Below are 16836 nucleotides of genomic sequence, written 5' to 3' on the forward strand. Positions count from 1 at the left end.
AACGATACTCACGTCTCACTCTGTGAAACGCAAGTTCCAATTCTCCGAGAAGTTGCGAACCTGTGTTGTACGGCCGTACGAGGCCAGCGTGCCTCCGCCGGCAACCACCGGTGCCGTGCCGCGCAATCGATCTCTAGCAGGCGTCCGGCAGCGTTGCCGGGCCGGAGGGAAAGCGATGGGTAGGACACTCGCGGAGAAGGTATGGGACGACCATGTCGTCCGGCGCGCCGAAGGCGAGCCCGACCTGCTCTTCATCGACCTTCACCTCCTGCACGAGGTGACCAGCCCGCAGGCGTTCGACGGCCTTCGTCTGAGCGGGCGCCGGGTGCGCCGGCTGGACCTCACCATCGCCACCGAGGACCACAACACCCCGACCCTCGACATCGACAAGCCGATCGCCGATCCGGTCTCGCGCGCCCAGTTGGAGACCCTGCGCAAGAACTGTGCCGAGTTCGGCGTGCGGCTGCACCCGCTCGGAGACGTGGAGCAGGGAGTCGTCCATGTGGTGGGACCGCAGCTGGGCCTCACCCAGCCGGGCACCACCGTGGTCTGCGGTGACTCCCACACCTCCACCCACGGCGCCTTCGGCGCGTTGGCTTTCGGTATCGGCACCTCGCAGGTCGAGCATGTGCTGGCCACCCAGACCCTGCCGCTGGCCCGCCCCAAGACCATGGCGATCACGGTCGAGGGCGAGCTGCCCGACGGTGTCACCGCCAAGGACCTGATCCTGGCGATCATCGCGAAGATCGGCACCGGCGGCGGCCAAGGCTACATCCTGGAGTACCGCGGCTCCGCCATCGAGAAGCTTTCGATGGAAGCCCGCATGACCATCTGCAACATGTCGATCGAGGCGGGCGCCCGGGCCGGCATGATCGCCCCGGACCAGACGACGTTCGACTACCTGGAAGGCCGGGAACACGCCCCCAGGGGCGAGGACTGGGACGCCGCGGTCGCCTACTGGAGGACCCTGCGCACCGACGACGACGCCGTCTTCGACGCCGAGGTCTTCATCGATGCCGCCGAGCTGTCCCCGTTCGTCACCTGGGGCACCAACCCGGGCCAGGGCGCTCCGCTGTCCGCCAGCGTCCCCGACCCGGCTTCGTACGAGGACGCTTCGGAGCGGCTCGCCGCCGAGAAGGCTCTGGAGTACATGGGATTGACCGCGGGGCAGGCGCTGCGGGACGTCAAGGTCGACACCGTCTTCGTAGGCTCCTGCACCAACGGCCGTATCGAGGACCTGCGCTCCGCGGCGGCGATCCTGGACGGCCGCAAAGTCGCCGACGGGGTAAGGATGCTGGTGGTCCCCGGCTCGGTTCGGGTGGCGCTCCAGGCGGTCGAGGAGGGGCTCGACAAGGTCTTCAAGGAGGCCGGCGCCGAATGGCGGCACGCGGGCTGCTCCATGTGCCTGGGTATGAACCCCGACCAGCTCGCTCCCGGCGAGCGTTCCGCGTCCACCTCCAACCGCAACTTCGAGGGGCGGCAGGGCAAGGGCGGCCGTACCCATCTGGTGTCACCACAGGTCGCAGCCGCCACTGCCGTGCTCGGCCACCTGGCGTCGCCCGCCGACCTGACAGACCTGTCCGTTCCTCGTACGCCCGCCGGAGTCTGACCGTCATGGAAGCATTCACCACGCACACCGGTCGTGCCGTCCCGCTGCGCCGCAGCAATGTCGACACCGACCAGATCATCCCGGCCCACTGGCTCAAGAAGGTCACCCGCGACGGCTTCGAGGACGGGCTCTTCGAGGCCTGGCGCAGGAGCGACGACTTCGTACTCAACCAGCCGGAGCGGGAGGGTGCGACGGTGTTGGTCGCGGGCCCCGACTTCGGTACCGGCTCCTCGCGCGAGCACGCCGTCTGGGCGCTGCAGAACTACGGGTTCAAGGCCGTCATCTCCGCCCGCTTCGCCGACATCTTCCGTGGCAACTCGCTCAAGAACGGTCTGCTGACCGTCGTTCTGCCGCAGGATGCGGTGGACCGGCTCTGGGAGCTGACCGAGGCCGACTCGTTGGCTGAAATCACCGTTGACTTGGAGCAGCGCCAGGTGCGTGCCGCCGGTGTCACCGTCGATTTCGAGCTGGATGAGAACGCCCGCTGGAGGCTGCTGAACGGACTCGACGACATCAGCCTCACCCTTCAGAACGAAGCCGACATCGCGGCTTACGAGACCTCTCGGCCGCCCTTCAAGCCCCGCACAATTGAGGTCTGAGCAGCGCTTTTCCCCAACTGCGCCCCCTGCCGTCCGGCAGGGGGCGCAGTCGCTTGTTGAGACCCACCGGGGCGACAACTCGCCCCAGATGGCACAATCGGCGCATGGAACGCGACAGCCAACTCGAGCTCTATCGGGCAGTCGCCGACCGGCTGAAAGAGGCGCATACTCGTGTGCGCGAACTGCAAGTCCCGGAGGGCGTAAGGATGGCGCTGTCCCGGAAGCTGCTGGCTGTCACAGCCGTGGCCAAGCACGATCTCGCCGACGCCGCAAGGCGCCTGGACCGGTTGATGAACGACCTCGATGAAGGCCGTTTCCCTCAAGGTGACTGACCCCCCGACGGCGGTGTCGATATATGGCACCGCCTGGTGGCCGCGGCGTCGACTTCGTTGCGGCACTAGGGTGATTAGCCCGTTTCGTGTTTGATTTGCGGTATATATCTGCCTAACGTGCGAAAAAGCTTGAACACTTTCGTTCCGGCTATGTCTCCGAAGGGGAAGAAGTGAACAAGGCGCAGCTCGTAGAAGCGATTGCCGACAAGATGGGCGGCCGTCAGCAGGCCGCCGACGCGGTCGACGCGGTCCTCGACGCGATCGTCCGCGCGGTTGTCGGAGGGGACCGGGTCTCGGTCACCGGCTTCGGTTCGTTCGAGAAGGTCGACCGCCCCGCCCGCTACGCCCGCAACCCTCAGACGGGTGAGCGCGTGCGGGTCAAGAAGACCTCGGTGCCGCGATTCCGCGCGGGCCAGGGCTTCAAGGACCTGGTCAGCGGGACGAAGAAGCTCCCCAGGGGTGGCGAAGTCGCCGTCAAGAAGGCGCCCAAGGGCAGCCTCCAGGTCGGCACCGCCGCCAAGAAGGCCGCCGCGAAGAAGGCGACCGCCAAGAAGGCCGCGGTGAAGAAGACCGCGGCGAAGAAGACCACCGCCGCGGCGAAGAAGACCGCGGCGAAGAAGACCACCACCGCGAAGACCGCCGCGGTGAAGAAGACCGCGGCGAAGAAGACCACCGCGAAGAAGGCCACGGCCAAGAAGACCGCCCCGGCCAAGAAGGCCACAGCGCGCAAGACCACCGCCAAGAAAACCGCTGCCCGCAAGAAGTAAGCGGCGCGGCACACGAGGGCCACTCACGCGACGGGCCGGACTCCCTCGGCGGGAGCCCGGCCCGCGGCATGCCGGAGCGGTGTCCCGACCGCGTCCCGACCGTGCTGACTGCTCCCGCTGCCTTCGTGGAACGCGTAGAAGGCGTCGAACGTGCTGTTCCGGCTGTCCCGCAGAGGCCCACCCGCCCGAAGGCGGGGCTCGCTCACAGCGTCTGAAGTGTCACCAAGGTGATCCGCAGGGCATCGCCCTGCCTCTCGGTCTCGATACGCACCCGCTGCCCGGGCCGCAGCAACCGCAGCCCGCCGGCGTCGAACGCCGCGGTGTCGAAGTCCACCGGAGTCCCGTCATCGAGCAGCACACTGCCGCTCCGGGTCTCTGAGTCATACGTGTACGCGGTCGCCTGCATGCCCAGAGCCTATCCGGACCCGCCCTGACCGACCGCCCGGCCGTCGCCCGCGAGATGCCCCCGCAGCAGCGGCAGCCCGGCGCAGTGCGCCGTGGTGCGGGGGCCCACCCCGAGGGTCAGCGCGGCCAGCAGGTCATCGGCTGTGTCGACGTCCCGGCGCACCGAGTCGGTGCCGGCCGGCGCAATTTCCACCGCCCCGGACCGCAAATGCCGGTTTCGGGAAGGACCGCCGAATGCCGGACGCAATTCCCAGCCCGCACCGGCCGCGAGAAAAGTCGTGCCAATTCCCGCCGAGTCCGGGAGGAAAGCCCGCGGAAATTGTGCGCCCGCCGCGAGCACCAGTGCCAATTCCGCTGCTCGCAGCGCCGGCAGATCGGCGTTGAGCGCGGCAACCGGAGCGCCCGGCCGGCCGGCGCGCACCACATCGGCGCCGTGCGCCAACGCGGCGTTGAGCCCAGCCGCCGGGGTGTCGGGCACGATCCTGGCGCCGATGGCGGACAGCTCGGCAGCCGCCAACGGATCGTCCGTGACGACCGCCACATCCGCCACCGCGGGGCACGCCAGGGCCGCGGCCACCGTGTCCTGGGCGAAGGCCAGCGCCAGGCGGGGCCTGAGCATCGCCCCGACGGCCTCCGCCAGCCTGCTCTTGGCCAGGGCGAGGGGCTTCAGCGGAACGACGAGTGACCAGTGCACGGCCTCATTGTGACCCGCCCGGCGACGGCGCCGCGATCAGCCGGTGCCGCGGCGGCCGTGTGCCTCGTCAACGGCGGCAATCGTGACCTTCCCGTGCGGCGACCCGTACGGCCGCGCCGCCGGGCGGGGCGTACGGTGTTCTCGACAGACCGGGGGCGCGAGGCGACACTTGGCCCCCGGCAGCCGGGCCGCAGCAAGCAGCCGCCAGGTCATAGAGGAAGGTGTCCGAGTGTCCCGCCGCAGAATCGGCTTCTGGTACCGCCTGGCGGCGGTCATCGCGAAACCGCCGCTGGTGGTTCTCTTCAAGCGGGACTGGCGGGGAACGGAGCACATCCCGGCCGACGGCGGATTCATCACCGCCGTGAACCACAACTCGTACCTGGACCCGCTGTCCTACGCGCACTACCAGTACAACACCGGACGAGTGCCCCGCTTCCTGGCGAAGGCCGCCCTCTTCAAGGGCAGGTTCGTCGGCACGATCCTGCGCGGCACGGGCCAGATCCCCGTCTACCGCGAGACGACCAACGCGATGGACGCCTTCCGGGCGGCCGTGGACGCCATCCAGCGCGGCGAGTGCGTGGCGTTCTACCCCGAGGGAACGCTCACCCGCGACCCGGAGATGTGGCCCATGGCGGGCAAGACCGGTGCCGCCCGGGTCGCTCTGCTCACCAAGGCGCCGGTCATCCCGGTCGCGCAGTGGGGCGCCAACATGGCGATGCCGCCGTACGCCAAGGAGAACAAGCTGCGGCTGTTCCCGCGCAAGACCCTGATCGTGCAGGCGGGACCGCCTGTCGACCTCGACCGGTTCTACGGGCAGGAGCCCACGCCCGAGGTGCTGCGTGAGGCGACCGAGGTCATCATGGCCGCGATCACCGCGATCCTCGAGGAGGTGCGCGGAGAGACGGCGCCCGGCCGGACCTACGACCACCAGTCGGCCCGTACGGAACAGCGACGCAGGGCCGCCGAGGAGGGGATGAAGTGACCCGTCCCGTCAAGGCCGCCGTCTTCGGCGCCGGATCCTGGGGCACCGCCTTCTCGGTGATCCTCGCCGACGCAGGCTGCGATGTGACCCTCTGGGCTCGCCGGGCCGAGCAGGTCGATGTCATCAACGCCACCCGCTGCAACCCCGACTACCTCCCGGGAGCCCCGCTCCCCGAGGCGGTACGGGCCACCAATGACGCCGCCGAGGCCGCTGACGGAGCCGACTTCACGGTGCTCGTCGTTCCCTCCCAGACCCTGCGGGCCAACCTCACCGAATGGGCGCCGAAGCTGGCCCCCGACACCGTCCTCGTCTCCCTGATGAAGGGCGTCGAACTCGGCACCGCCAAGCGGATGAGCGAGGTCATCACCGAAGTGGTCGCCGGGGCACCGGGTGGGGGAGCCGCCGACGCCGTTCGGCGCAGGGTCGCGGTCCTCACCGGGCCCAACCTGGCGAAGGAGATCGCCGCCCGGCAGCCCGCCGCCGCCGTGGTGGCCTGCGAGGACGAGTCGGTCGCCCAACGGCTCCAGTCCGCCTGCATGACCCCGTACTTCCGCGCCTACACCAACACCGACGTCGTCGGCTGCGAGCTGGGAGGCGCCGTCAAGAACGTCATCGGCCTGGCCGTCGGCATCGCGGACGGCATGGGACTCGGCGACAACTCCAAAGCCACCCTCATCACCCGCGGCCTCGCCGAGACGACCCGTCTCGGCCTCGTCATGGGCGCCGACCCCATGACCTTCTCGGGCCTCGCGGGGCTCGGCGACCTCGTCGCCACCTGCTCGTCCCCGCTGTCCAGGAACCACACCTTCGGCACCAATCTCGGGCGGGGGATGACGCTCCAGGAGACCATCGCCGCCACCAAACAGACGGCCGAGGGCGTCAAGTCCTGCGAGTCCGTGCTGGATCTGGCCAGGCGGCACGGCGTCGACATGCCGATCACGGAGACGGTGGTGTCGATCGTGCACGAGGGCAAGCCGCCGGTGGTCGCCCTGAAGGAACTGATGTCGCGCAGCGCGAAGCCCGAGCGCCATTGACGTCTTGCGCCGGGTGGGCCGGCGAGTGCCCCCCGCACCCGGCGAGTGCCCCCCGCACCCGGCGAGTGCCCCCCGCACCCGGTGGTGCGGTGACCCAGACTGCGGGAACACGCGGTGTGCCGCGCTCCTTGCGCGGTAGCCGCAGGCCTGGCTGCGCTTTTGACAGGCCGGGGCGTCCGGGGTGCCGCGGGCGGGGCACCCGGACGCAGCGGCCACGGGCCCGCGGGAAGCCGTCGCGTAAGCCGCCGAGCCACCGGGCGGGGGGCCCGAGGCGGGGGTGCGGCGCGGGCCTGCCGTGGCGGCGAAAGCGCAAGGTAGTCTCGTCGCGATATGAGCGAGAACCCGTTCCACAGCCCCGACCTCGCCCCTGCGCAGGGCGAGGCGCCCCGCAAGCCGCGTGTAGCGGTCGTCTTCGGTGGCCGTAGCTCCGAGCACGCGATCTCCGTCGTGACGGCCGGCGCCGTGCTGCGCGCCATCGACCGTGCCAAGTACGACGTACTGCCCATCGGCATCACCGGCGACGGCCGCTGGGCGCTGACCGCCGACGATCCGGAGCGGATGGCCATCGCCGACCGCAGGCTGCCGTCCGTCGCCGAGCTCGCCGAGTCCACCGAGGGCGGCGTGGTCCTGCCCGTCGACCCGGCCAACCGCGAGGTGGTCTACAGCGAGCCTGGCTCGGTGCCCAAGGTGCTCGGTGAGGTCGACGTCGTCTTTCCGATGCTGCACGGTCCCTACGGTGAGGACGGCACTCTCCAGGGACTGCTGGAGCTCTCCGGTATCCCGTATGTCGGTTCGGGTGTGCTGGCCTCGGCAGTCGGCCAGGACAAGGAGTACATGAAGCGGGTCTTCATGTCCTTCGGCCTGCCGGTCGGCCCCTATGTGGTCATCAGGCCCCGTGAGTGGGTGAACGATCCTTCCGCCGCGCGCAAGAAGATCATCGACTTCGCCGGCGAGCACGGCTGGCCGCTCTTCGTGAAGCCCGCCCGCGCGGGGTCCTCGATCGGCATCACCAAGGTCGACGACCTCCCGGGACTCGACGAGGCGATCGAGGAGGCCCAGCGGCACGACCCCAAGATCCTCGTCGAGGCGTTGCTGCGGGGCCGTGAGATCGAGTGCGGGGTGCTGGAGTTCGAGGACGGCCCGCGCGCCAGCGTGCCCGCCGAGATCCCGCCGGTCTCCGCGCACGACTTCTATGACTTCGAGGCGAAATACATCGACTCGGCCGACGGTCTGGTGCCCGCGCCGCTCACCGATGAGCAGACCGCCGAGGTGCGGCGGCTCGCGGTCGCTGCGTTCGAGGCGGCGTCCTGCGAGGGGCTGGTCCGGGCGGACTTCTTCCTCACCGAGGACGGCGATTTCGTGATCAACGAGATCAACACCATGCCCGGGTTCACGCCGATCTCGATGTACCCGCGGATGTGGCAGGAGAGCGGGGTCGGATACCCGGAGCTCGTCGACCGACTGATCCAGGCGGCGCTGCGGCGCTCCACCGGACTGCGCTGACGCGTACCGTGCGAAACGGTTCTGCAAAACCGTTTCGCACGGCAGCCGTTCAGTGTTCGCCGTGTTCGTCGGCGAAGAGTGCCGGGACGGTCTTGGAGACGGGCTCCGCCAGATCCGTCAGCGGCCCGAGGTCATGGGCGTACTGCTTCCCCAGCGTGACCTCCACATAGGTCTTGCGGGACGCGGTGGTGAGGCGGGGGCCGTCGCCGTCGCGCTCCTCCACCAGCCAGCCGACGCCGTCGACCTCGACCGCCTGCCCCTGCGGATCACTCATCCCCGGGGGCCGGGGGACACCGCAGCGCAGTACGATCGCGGCGTCCCCCCACCCGGCGGTCAGCTCGGAACGCGGCTCGGGGTCCTGGCGCTCCATTCCGGCCACGGAATCCGGTAGCGCCTCGTGCAGGGCGCGGCACAGCGCCGACTCCTGCTGAGGGGGCGAGGGCACCGCGACCACGGGAGCATCCGTGGCGCAGCCCGAGACGGCCAGTAGCACCGCGGCCGTGGCGGGCAGGGAGGCATGTCGGTGGAAGGACAACACCGGCCCAGCGTAGACGGGGGCTACAGGTGCACGACCGGGCAGGTCAGCGTTCGCGTGATGCCGTCCACCTGCTGGACCTTGGCGACCACCATGCGACCGAGCTCGTCCACCGTATCGGCCTGGGCGCGCACGATCACGTCATACGGACCCGTCACGTCCTCTGCCTGGGTCACCCCCGGGATCTTGGCGATGGTCTCGGCGACGGTCGACGCCTTGCCCACCTCGGTCTGAATAAGGATGTACGCCTGTACCACGGAACCTCCAGGGCGGCCACGAGGATCATGTGGGGAGAAGGGACGCCACGGTATCGCGTCGCCGCGGGCCGCGGGGAGACCCGCGCGCTCCAAAGGCGCGCGCAGCGTGGCGCGGACAGCGCAGAAGTCGACCGCCAGCTCGGCCTACTCGACCGTACCGACAGCAGTGACAGCTCGCGACCGCAAGCGCACTGGGGCAGAAGGAGCACAGGAATGAAGGGCACTGTGGGCGAGCTCGGGGAGTTCGGGCTCATCAGGGAGCTCACCTCCCGGCTCACCACCACCCCCGCCGTACGGCTCGGGCCCGGCGATGACGCCGCAGTGGTGGCCGCTCCCGATCGCAGGGTGGTGGCCAGCACCGATCTCCTGCTCGAGGGACGGCACTTCCGGCGCGACTGGTCGACCGCTTACGACGTGGGCCGCAAGGCCGCAGCCCAGAACCTGGCCGATATCGCGGCCATGGGCGCGGTGCCCACCGCACTGCTGCTCGGTCTGGTCGTGCCTGCCGACCTTCCTGTCACCTGGGCCACCGAGCTGATGGACGGCATCCGCGACGAGTGCCAGGTCGCCGGGGCGGCGGTGGTCGGCGGAGACGTCGTACGCGGCGACACCATCACCGTCGCGATCACCGCACTCGGCGATCTGCGCAACCACGACCCGGTGACCCGGGCGGGTGCCCAGCCCGGCGATGTCGTCGCGTACACGGGCTGGTTGGGCTGGTCCGCCGCCGGGCACGCGGTCCTCTCGCGCGGCTTCCGCTCGCCCCGCGCCTTCGTGGAGGCCCACCGCCGACCGGAGCCGCCATACCACGCCGGGCCCGCGGCGGCCGGACTCGGCGCCACCGCGATGACCGACGTCAGCGACGGTCTGGTCGCGGACCTCGGGCATATCGCGGAGGCCAGCAAGGTCCGGATCGACCTGCGCTCCGGACTCATCGACATTCCCACGCAGATGAACGACATCGGCCAGGCCGTCGGCGTCGACCCTCTGCAATGGGTGCTCAGCGGCGGTGAGGACCACGCGATCGTCGCGACCTTCCCCCCTGACGCGAAACTGCCCGCCCGCTGGAAGGTGATCGGCGAGGTGCTCAACCCCTCGGCGCTGCCTCAGGTGACGGTGGACGGCGCCCCCTGGACCAACAAGGGCGGCTGGGACCACTTCGGGGAGGGGGCATGAGCCCGGAGCCCCCGGCCCAGGCGCCGCCTCGGGTGCTCACCGTCGCCGGATCCGACTCCGGTGGCGGTGCCGGCATCCAGGCGGACTTGAAGACCATGCTGGCGCTCGGCGTCCATGGAATGAGCGTGATCACTGCCGTGACGGCCCAGAACTCGCTCGGTGTGCAGGGTGCCTGGGAGCTACCGGCCGAAGCGGTGCGCGCCCAGTACCGCAGCGCCGTCGACGACATCGGCGTCGACGCGGTCAAGACCGGCATGCTGGCGTCGGCCGAACTCGTGGAGACCGTCGCGGAGCTGCTGGCCGCCGCGGAGGCGCCGGTGGTGGTCGATCCGGTCGGCGTCTCCAAGCACGGCGATCCGCTGATCGCCGAGTCCGCGCTGGAATCCGTGCGCGGGAAGCTGCTGCCGATCGCCACCGTGGCCACCCCGAACGTGGACGAGGTCGAGCAGCTCACCGGTGTGCGAGTGGCGGACGAGTCCGAACTGCGGCGCGCGGCGGACGCGGTGTTGCGCTTCGGCCCGCGCTGGGCACTGATCAAGGGCGGGCATCTCGCGGGGGACGCCGTGGACCTGCTCACCGACGGCACCGACGAGCACTGGCTGCGCTCGCCGCGTCACGACAACCGGCACACCCATGGCACCGGCTGCACACTGGCCTCGGCCGTGGCGTCGGGGCTCGCCAAGGGGCTCGCCGTGCCGGAGGCCGTGTACGCGGCGAAGGAGTACGTCACCGGCGCCATCGTCGCGGGCTACCCGCTGGGCGGCGGGATCGGGCCGGTCGACCACGGCTGGCGCTTCCGCTGAGGGCCGGCCCGGCAACCGCCGGCTGGAAGCCCGCGCGGGCACGGCAAAAAGCCGGTCCACATCAGTGGACCGGCTTTCCAAGGCAACCGGCGGGCTGCGCTACGACAAACGTCGCGGTTAGCGCGAGACCTTGCCGGCCTTGATGCACGAGGTGCAGACGTTGAGCCGCTTCGGCGTCCGACCGACCACGGCACGCACGCGCTGGATGTTCGGGTTCCAGCGACGGGACGTACGGCGGTGCGAGTGCGAAATGTTGTTGCCGAAGCCCGGCCCCTTGCCGCAGACGTCGCAGTTGGCAGCCACGGGTCACTCCAAAGACTTCAGATGCACTTACAGTGAAATCCGGCGTGCCGGAATCAGGTGTCTGAAGTGGCTTGCCGGGGGAATAGCCCGACTTTCATCGGGCAACCGGAGCAGCATACAACGCCTGCTCCCGTACAACGAAACTACCATGGCATCCCTCGCCCCCAGCCCGGCCCCGGTCCGGCCCGGGTCTACCCTGCGGTGCAGCCGGCCGCTCAAGGAGGACGACAGTTGCCGAAACAGGACGGGCTTCGCGAGGAGCCCGCGGGGCCGCGCACAAGGACGGTGGCGGGAGACGGGCGGACGATCGACGCCCGGGTGGTGCGCGCATGGTGCGCGCTGGCACTGGAAGCGCTGGGACGCGAGCGCGAGGAGCTCGACGCGATCAACGTCTACCCGGTCGCGGACGGCGACACCGGCACCAACCTGTATCTCACCGTCGAGTCCGCGGCCCGGTCGGTGGAAGCGGTCTTCGCCGCGTACGAGCCGTCGGTCGCCGTGGAGCCCGATCTCGAGGACGCCGTACGGGCCATGGCCCACGGGGCGCTGATCGGGGCGCGCGGGAACTCCGGGACCATCCTGGCCCAGCTGCTGCGGGGCATGGCAGAGGTGCTGGTGGAGCAGGACGGCGGGGTGGCCGCAGCGCTGCGCCGGGCCGCGAGCTCCGCGCGCGAGGCCGTCGCGCACCCCGTGGAGGGCACGATCCTGAGCGTGGCGACAGCGGCGGGGAGCGCCGCGGTGCCCGACGACGACGACGCTGCCGCGCTGCTGGCCGCCTACGCGGGCGCGCGCACGGCGCTGGACGAGACCCCCGGGCAACTCGACGTACTGGGGCGGGCCGGTGTCGTTGACGCCGGCGGCCAAGGACTGCTCGCGGTGCTGGGAGCACTGCTGGAAGCCGTGACGGGGGAGGCCCCGGTACGGCGGCGGCCGGTGCCACGGGCCCACCCGGCGGAGCCGGCCGCGCAGTCGCAGGAGGAGTCACAGAGGGAGCCGCGGGAACCGTGCGCCCAGGGCGGACCCGCCTTCGAGGTGATCTACCTCCTGGAGGCGGACGACCCGGCGGTGGTCCGCCTCAAGGAGCGCCTCGACGGCCTCGGGGACTCACTCGTCGTCGTGGGCGGTGACGGACTGTGGAACGTCCATGTGCATGTGGACGACGCCGGCGCGGCCGTGGAGGCGGGTGTCGAGGCCGGCCGCCCCTACCGGATCCGGATCACCCACTTCGACACCGCCCCACCCGCCGAGTCACGCGAACCGGTCCAGCGCGCCGTCGTGGCCGTGGTACCCGGCGAAGGGCTCGCGGTGCTCTGCGAGACGGCCGGTGCGACCACGGTGCTGGCACGGCCCGGTGAGCTCCCGGCCAGTGGCGAGCTCGTCGCCGCCATCCGCAGGGCGCACGCGCGCGAGGTCGTACTGCTGCCGAACGCCCCCGAGCTGCGCCACACCGCGGCGGCGGCCGCGGAACAGGCCCGTACCGAAGGCGTCCGGGTCGCCCTCATCCCCACCCGCTCGCCGGTCCAGGGCATCGCGGCCCTCGCGGTCCACGAGCCCGACCGCCGCTTCGACGAGGACGTCGTCGCGATGACATCGGCGGCCGGTGCCACCCGCTACGGCGAACTGGCCGTGGCCGAGCGGCAGTCCTTCACCTCCGCGGGTGTCTGCCAGGCCGGGGACGTACTGGGCCTGATCGACGGCGATGTGGCGGTCATCGGCAAGGATCTCGCGTCGACGGCGGAGACGGTGCTCGACCGCATGCTCTCCGCCGGCGGTGAACTCGTCACCCTCGTCGTCCCGGACGAGGCGCCACCCGGCTTGGCGGACCGCCTGGAGAGCCATGTCCGCAGAGGGCACCTGGCAGTCGACACGGTGGTCCACGACGGGGCGGGCGCGCCCCTGATGATCGGAGTGGAGTAAGGGCTGTCCCGTTAGTCCCCGGCGGGCGCGCGACGACAGCTACGGCACTCCCCCTGTCTTCGCCGGGAGGTGCCCCCACGCTGCGCCGTCGAATCGCCCGAATATACCCGGTATGAGGGCGACCCTCCGCCTTGCGTTGCGTCCCCTCGGCCCCAGGGGCCGGGGGAGACCCCATACACCTCGGCCCCAGGGGCCGGGGGAGACCCCATACACCTCGGCCCCAGGGGCCGGGGGAGACCCCATACACCTCGGCCCCAGGGGCCGGGGGAGACCCCATACCCCTCGGCCCCAGGGGCCGGGGGAGACCCCATACACCTCGGCCCCAGGGGCCGGGGGAGACCCCATACGCCTCGGCCCCAGGGGCCGGGGGAGACCCCATACACCTGACGCCGCGCTCTGATCCACCGCGGATCACGGGACAGCCCTTGGCCCTTCGCCCTGGGGCCGCTCCCTCGACAACCCCGCGCGGGCACGGCACCGTACTGCGATGGCGGCCGCGAAGGCCGTGCTGTGCGAATCGTGTCGTGTGAGGGAGACGGGTGTGCTGATCACTGTCGCGGACGTGGAAGCCGCGGCCGAGCGGATCGCCGGGTATGTCGTACGGACACCGACGGTGCCGAGTCACGGCCTGTCCGCGCTGCTGGGCGCGCCGACCACCGCGAAACTGGAACTGCTCCAGCGCACCGGCTCGTTCAAGGCCCGAGGCGCGACTGCCAAACTGCTCACGCTCGACCAGGCGGAGCGTGCCGCCGGAGTCGTGGCGGTCAGCGGTGGGAACCACGGCATCGCACTGGCGGTCATGGCCGGCGCACTGGACATCAAGGCGACCGTGGTGATGCCGAGCTCAGCGCCCGCCCACGCGGTCGCCACCGCCGAGGCCGCCGGCGCGAGCGTGCAGGTCGCCGACTCCATGGCCGAGGCGTTCGCCCTCGTGGACGAGCTCAGGGCCACCGGACTCACCATGGTCCATCCCTTCGACGACCCCCTCGTGCTCGCCGCCCAGGGCACGGTCGGTCTGGAGTTCGCGCAGGATGCCGGGGAGCTGACCGATGTACTCGTCAGCATCGGTGGCGGGGGGCTCGTCTCGGGTGTCGCCACCGCGCTGCGCGCGTACCGCCCCGGAGTGCGGATCTGGGGCGTGGAGACCGAGGGCGCCGACGCCATGTCGGCGGCCCTGGCCGCCGGCGGACCGGTGCCGGTCGCGTTGTCCTCGGTCGTGTCCACACTGAGCGCCCCCAGCGCCTCACAGCTCACCTACGAGCATGTGGCGGCCCTGGTCACCGACGTGCTCACGGTCAGCGACGCCGAGGCCGTGCGGGGCACCCTGGATCTGGCCGATCACGCGAAGGTCTGGGCCGAACCGGCCGCCGGATGCCTGCTGCCGGCCGCACGCCGCGTCCTGGAGCGCGTCGGGGGGAACGCCAGGCTCGGTCTGGTCGTCTGCGGAGGCAACGCGACCACAGCCGACGTGGGCACCTGGGCCGAAGGCTTCGGGCTCCGCTGAACGCCCGGACCGAGCAGTCCGCCATGCCGTTCGCGGGGCCCACCGGCACGGGCACGCGCGGGGGCTCATCCAGGGCCGTGAGGCGCCGTCGGGCGACGGCTGTCGGTGCCGTGGTGTGCAATGGACCGCGTGTCCGCACTGCTCGCACTGGATGAACCCCTGAAGACCAGCCTCGGCCCCGCGACGGCCAAGGTCATGGCGGAGAGCCTCGGCCTGCGCACCGTGGGCGATCTTCTGCACCACTATCCCCGGCGCTACGAGGAACGCGGGCAGCTCACCCGCCTCGCAGAGCTTCCGCTGGACGAGCACGTCACGGTCGTCGCCCAGGTCGCGGACGCACGCGTGCACACGTTCAACGGCGGCCGGGGGCAGCGCCTGGAGATCACCATCACCGACGGCAGCGGGCGGCTGCAGCTGGTGTTCTTCGGACGGGGCGTCCACAAGCCCCACAAGGACCTCCCACCGGGCAGCCGCGCGATGTTCGCCGGCAAGGTGTCCATGTTCAACCGCAAGCTCCAGCTCGCCCACCCCAGCTACGAGCGGCTGCCATCCGACGGCACGGACAGCGGTGAAGGGGCGGTCAGCGCGTTCGCCGGGAAGCTCATCCCGATCTATCCCGCGTGCAAGGGCCTGGAGTCCTGGAAGATCGCCAAGGCCGTGGACGCGGTGCTGCCCCGGGTACACGAGGCGCTCGATCCGCTACCGCCCGCGCTGCGTGAGGGGCGCGGCTTCGTGTCACTTCCCGAGGCCCTGCTCAAGATCCACCGGCCCGCTGGCAAGGCGGATGTGGAGGAGGCCAGGGCGCGGCTGAAGTGGGACGAGGCCTTCGTGCTCCAGGTCGCCCTCGCTCGGCGGCGCCACGCGGACGCCCAGCTTCCCGCCGTGGCCCGCAGGCCCACCCCCGACGGGCTGCTGAGCGCCTTCGACGCCCGGCTGCCGTTCACTCTCACCGACGGCCAGCGGAAGGTCTCCGCCGAGATCTTCGGCGATCTGGCCACCGAACACCCCATGCACCGGCTGCTCCAGGGAGAAGTGGGCTCCGGCAAGACGATGGTCGCGCTGCGCGCGATGCTCGCCGTCGTGGACGCGGGCGGTCAGGCGGCGATGCTCGCCCCCACCGAAGTCCTCGCGCAGCAGCACCACCGTTCGATCGCGGAGATGATGGGCGACCTCGCCGAAGGTGGCATGCTCGGCGGTGCCGAGCACGCCACCAAGGTGGTGCTGCTCACCGGTTCCATGGGCGCAGCCGCCCGCAGGCACGCCCTGCTCGACCTGGCGACCGGAGAGGCCGGGATCGTCATCGGCACGCACGCGCTGATCGAGGACAAGGTCCAGTTCCACGATCTTGGACTGGTCGTCGTGGACGAGCAGCACCGCTTCGGCGTGGAGCAGCGGGACGCACTGCGCGGCAAGGGGAAGCAGCCGCCCCATTTGCTGGTCATGACCGCCACCCCGATTCCCCGCACGGTCGCCATGACGGTCTTCGGGGATCTGGAGACCTCCGTGCTCGACCAGTTGCCCGCCGGGCGCTCGCCCATCGCGTCGCATGTGGTCCCGGCCGCCGACAAACCCCACTTCCTGGCGCGGGCCTGGGAGCGGGTGCGCGAGGAGGTCGAGGGCGGCCACCAGGCCTATGTGGTCTGCCCGCGGATCGGGGATGCCGTCGACGAGTCCCAGCCCCAGTCCGCGGAGGCCCGGCGGAAGCCCGCGGATGACGAGGCCGAGAAGCGTCCCCCGCTCGCCGTGCTGGACATGGCGGAGCAGCTGGCCGGCGGCCCGCTGAGCGGACTGCGCGTGGAGGTGCTGCACGGTCGCATGGCGCCCGACGACAAGGACGGCGTCATGCGCCGCTTCGCCGCCGGCGAGCTGGACGTGCTGGTGGCCACGACCGTCATCGAGGTCGGGGTGAACGTACCCAACGCGACCGCCATGGTGATCATGGACGCGGACCGCTTCGGTGTCTCGCAACTGCACCAGTTGCGCGGCCGGGTCGGTCGCGGCTCGGCTCCAGGCCTCTGCCTGCTGGTCACCGAGATGCCGGAAGCGAGCCCGGCACGTGCCAGGCTCGGCGCGGTGGCGGCCACGCTGGACGGCTTCGAACTGTCCCGTATCGATCTCGAGCAGCGCCGCGAAGGCGATGTGCTGGGTCAGGCGCAGTCCGGCGCCCGATCGTCGCTGCGGGTGCTCGCCGTCATCGAGGACGAGGAGGTGATCGCCGCCGCCCGGGAGGAGGCCGTGGCGGTGGTCGCGGCCGATCCTGACCTGGAGCGGTTCCCGGAGTTGCGTACCGCGCTCGACGCACTGCTCGACGCGGACCGCGAGCAGTACCTGGACAAGGGCTGACGCGGCACTAGGCGGCGGGCCACGGACCCGGGCACGCGGCGGAGCCCATATCGTGGGGGCTGACCGGACCGAG

At 70.9% G+C, this 16836-nt stretch carries 17 protein-coding genes; 12 read left to right on the forward strand and 5 right to left on the reverse strand.

The genetic code is table 11. The features are described 5' to 3' along the window. Positions 1-175: 175 nt before the first annotated feature. From leuC to V1460_RS08750, 4 genes are all read left to right on the forward strand, one after another. Complete coding sequence (gene leuC / locus V1460_RS08735; protein ID WP_338673150.1) at positions 176-1609, forward strand: 3-isopropylmalate dehydratase large subunit; 1434 nt, start codon at positions 176-178, stop codon at positions 1607-1609. 5 nt (positions 1610-1614) lie between these two features. Continuing rightward, positions 1615-2208 carry a 3-isopropylmalate dehydratase small subunit gene (leuD, locus tag V1460_RS08740; protein WP_338673151.1) on the forward strand — a complete coding sequence of 198 codons (594 nt, stop codon included), beginning with the start codon at positions 1615-1617 and terminating at the stop codon, positions 2206-2208. A 104-nt stretch (positions 2209-2312) separates the two neighbouring features. Next, positions 2313-2540: a hypothetical protein gene (locus tag V1460_RS08745; RefSeq protein WP_338673152.1), complete on the forward strand. Its 228-nt coding sequence runs from the start codon at positions 2313-2315 to the stop codon at positions 2538-2540. A 170-nt stretch (positions 2541-2710) separates the two neighbouring features. Next, positions 2711-3307: an HU family DNA-binding protein gene (locus V1460_RS08750; protein ID WP_338673153.1), complete on the forward strand. Its 597-nt coding sequence runs from the start codon at positions 2711-2713 to the stop codon at positions 3305-3307. Positions 3308-3509: 202 nt separating this feature from the next. Here V1460_RS08750 and V1460_RS08755 read toward each other — a convergent pair whose 3' ends face one another. After that, positions 3510-3713 carry a hypothetical protein gene (locus tag V1460_RS08755; RefSeq protein ID WP_338673156.1) on the reverse strand — a complete coding sequence of 68 codons (204 nt, stop codon included), beginning with the start codon at positions 3711-3713 and terminating at the stop codon, positions 3510-3512. A 9-nt stretch (positions 3714-3722) separates the two neighbouring features. Further along, entirely contained in the window at positions 3723-4406 is a 684-nt protein-coding gene (cofC, locus tag V1460_RS08760) for a 2-phospho-L-lactate guanylyltransferase (RefSeq protein ID WP_338673157.1), read from the reverse strand. Between the two features lie 229 nt (positions 4407-4635). On the opposite strand from cofC, the gene V1460_RS08765 reads away from it, so the two are divergent. The 3 genes from V1460_RS08765 (at position 4636) to V1460_RS08775 (ending at position 7925) form a co-directional block, all read left to right on the forward strand. Beyond that, complete coding sequence (locus V1460_RS08765) at positions 4636-5388, forward strand: lysophospholipid acyltransferase family protein (RefSeq protein WP_338673158.1); 753 nt, start codon at positions 4636-4638, stop codon at positions 5386-5388. Then, positions 5385-6422 carry an NAD(P)H-dependent glycerol-3-phosphate dehydrogenase gene (locus V1460_RS08770; RefSeq protein WP_338673159.1) on the forward strand — a complete coding sequence of 346 codons (1038 nt, stop codon included), beginning with the start codon at positions 5385-5387 and terminating at the stop codon, positions 6420-6422. Before V1460_RS08765 ends, V1460_RS08770 begins: the two co-directional genes overlap by 4 nt. 330 nt (positions 6423-6752) lie before the next feature. Further along, positions 6753-7925 carry a D-alanine--D-alanine ligase family protein gene (locus tag V1460_RS08775; RefSeq protein ID WP_338673160.1) on the forward strand — a complete coding sequence of 391 codons (1173 nt, stop codon included), beginning with the start codon at positions 6753-6755 and terminating at the stop codon, positions 7923-7925. A gap of 49 nt (positions 7926-7974) precedes the next feature. Here V1460_RS08775 and V1460_RS08780 read toward each other — a convergent pair whose 3' ends face one another. Both V1460_RS08780 and V1460_RS08785 read right to left on the reverse strand, forming a co-directional pair. Continuing rightward, the gene (locus tag V1460_RS08780) at positions 7975-8460 is read right to left on the reverse strand and encodes a DUF3515 domain-containing protein (protein WP_407077598.1); all 486 of its coding nucleotides are present in this window, start codon (positions 8458-8460) and stop codon (positions 7975-7977) included. Positions 8461-8483: 23 nt separating this feature from the next. After that, positions 8484-8717 carry an Lrp/AsnC ligand binding domain-containing protein gene (locus V1460_RS08785; protein ID WP_338673162.1) on the reverse strand — a complete coding sequence of 78 codons (234 nt, stop codon included), beginning with the start codon at positions 8715-8717 and terminating at the stop codon, positions 8484-8486. Between the two features lie 213 nt (positions 8718-8930). Here V1460_RS08785 and V1460_RS08790 point away from each other — a divergent pair, with 213 nt between their 5' ends. Beyond that, a complete protein-coding gene (locus tag V1460_RS08790; RefSeq protein ID WP_338673163.1) occupies positions 8931-9893 on the forward strand; it encodes a thiamine-phosphate kinase in 963 nt (320 codons plus the stop codon). Beyond that, complete coding sequence (gene thiD / locus V1460_RS08795; protein ID WP_338673164.1) at positions 9890-10696, forward strand: bifunctional hydroxymethylpyrimidine kinase/phosphomethylpyrimidine kinase; 807 nt, start codon at positions 9890-9892, stop codon at positions 10694-10696. The genes V1460_RS08790 and thiD overlap by 4 nt, the downstream gene beginning before the upstream one ends. Before the next feature lie 117 nt (positions 10697-10813). On the opposite strand, the gene rpmB is transcribed toward thiD, so the two are convergent. Beyond that, on the reverse strand, positions 10814-10999 hold the full coding sequence (gene rpmB / locus V1460_RS08800) for a 50S ribosomal protein L28 (RefSeq protein ID WP_003957616.1): 186 nt from the start codon (positions 10997-10999) through the stop codon (positions 10814-10816). Between the two features lie 285 nt (positions 11000-11284). Between rpmB and V1460_RS08805 the strand changes: the two genes are divergently transcribed. From V1460_RS08805 to recG, 3 genes are all read left to right on the forward strand, one after another. Continuing rightward, positions 11285-12916: a DAK2 domain-containing protein gene (locus V1460_RS08805; RefSeq protein ID WP_338677975.1), complete on the forward strand. Its 1632-nt coding sequence runs from the start codon at positions 11285-11287 to the stop codon at positions 12914-12916. Positions 12917-13460: 544 nt separating this feature from the next. Then, positions 13461-14420 (forward strand): threonine/serine dehydratase, encoded by a 960-nt coding sequence (locus V1460_RS08810; protein WP_338677976.1) that lies wholly within the window; start codon positions 13461-13463, stop codon positions 14418-14420. Positions 14421-14540: 120 nt separating this feature from the next. Continuing rightward, positions 14541-16763, forward strand: a complete 2223-nt coding sequence (recG, locus tag V1460_RS08815) for an ATP-dependent DNA helicase RecG (RefSeq protein WP_338673165.1) — start codon at positions 14541-14543, stop codon at positions 16761-16763. The last annotated feature ends 73 nt before the right edge of the window (positions 16764-16836 follow it).

Source organism: Streptomyces sp. SCSIO 30461, from assembly GCF_037023745.1.
GTDB lineage: Bacteria > Actinomycetota > Actinomycetes > Streptomycetales > Streptomycetaceae > Streptomyces.

Excerpts from the sequence above, each read along its gene's own strand:
- thiD (WP_338673164.1), top strand. The coding sequence starts at position 9,890 with ATGAGCCCGGAGCCCCCGGCCCAGGCGCCGCCTCGGGTGCTCACCGTC.
- V1460_RS08755 (WP_338673156.1), bottom strand. The coding sequence starts at position 3,713 with ATGCAGGCGACCGCGTACACGTATGACTCAGAGACCCGGAGCGGCAGT.
- V1460_RS08790 (WP_338673163.1), top strand. The coding sequence starts at position 8,931 with ATGAAGGGCACTGTGGGCGAGCTCGGGGAGTTCGGGCTCATCAGGGAG.
- leuD (WP_338673151.1), top strand. The coding sequence starts at position 1,615 with ATGGAAGCATTCACCACGCACACCGGTCGTGCCGTCCCGCTGCGCCGC.
- V1460_RS08745 (WP_338673152.1), top strand. The coding sequence starts at position 2,313 with ATGGAACGCGACAGCCAACTCGAGCTCTATCGGGCAGTCGCCGACCGG.
- V1460_RS08775 (WP_338673160.1), top strand. The coding sequence starts at position 6,753 with ATGAGCGAGAACCCGTTCCACAGCCCCGACCTCGCCCCTGCGCAGGGC.
- recG (WP_338673165.1), top strand. The coding sequence starts at position 14,541 with ATGGACCGCGTGTCCGCACTGCTCGCACTGGATGAACCCCTGAAGACC.
- leuC (WP_338673150.1), top strand. The coding sequence starts at position 176 with ATGGGTAGGACACTCGCGGAGAAGGTATGGGACGACCATGTCGTCCGG.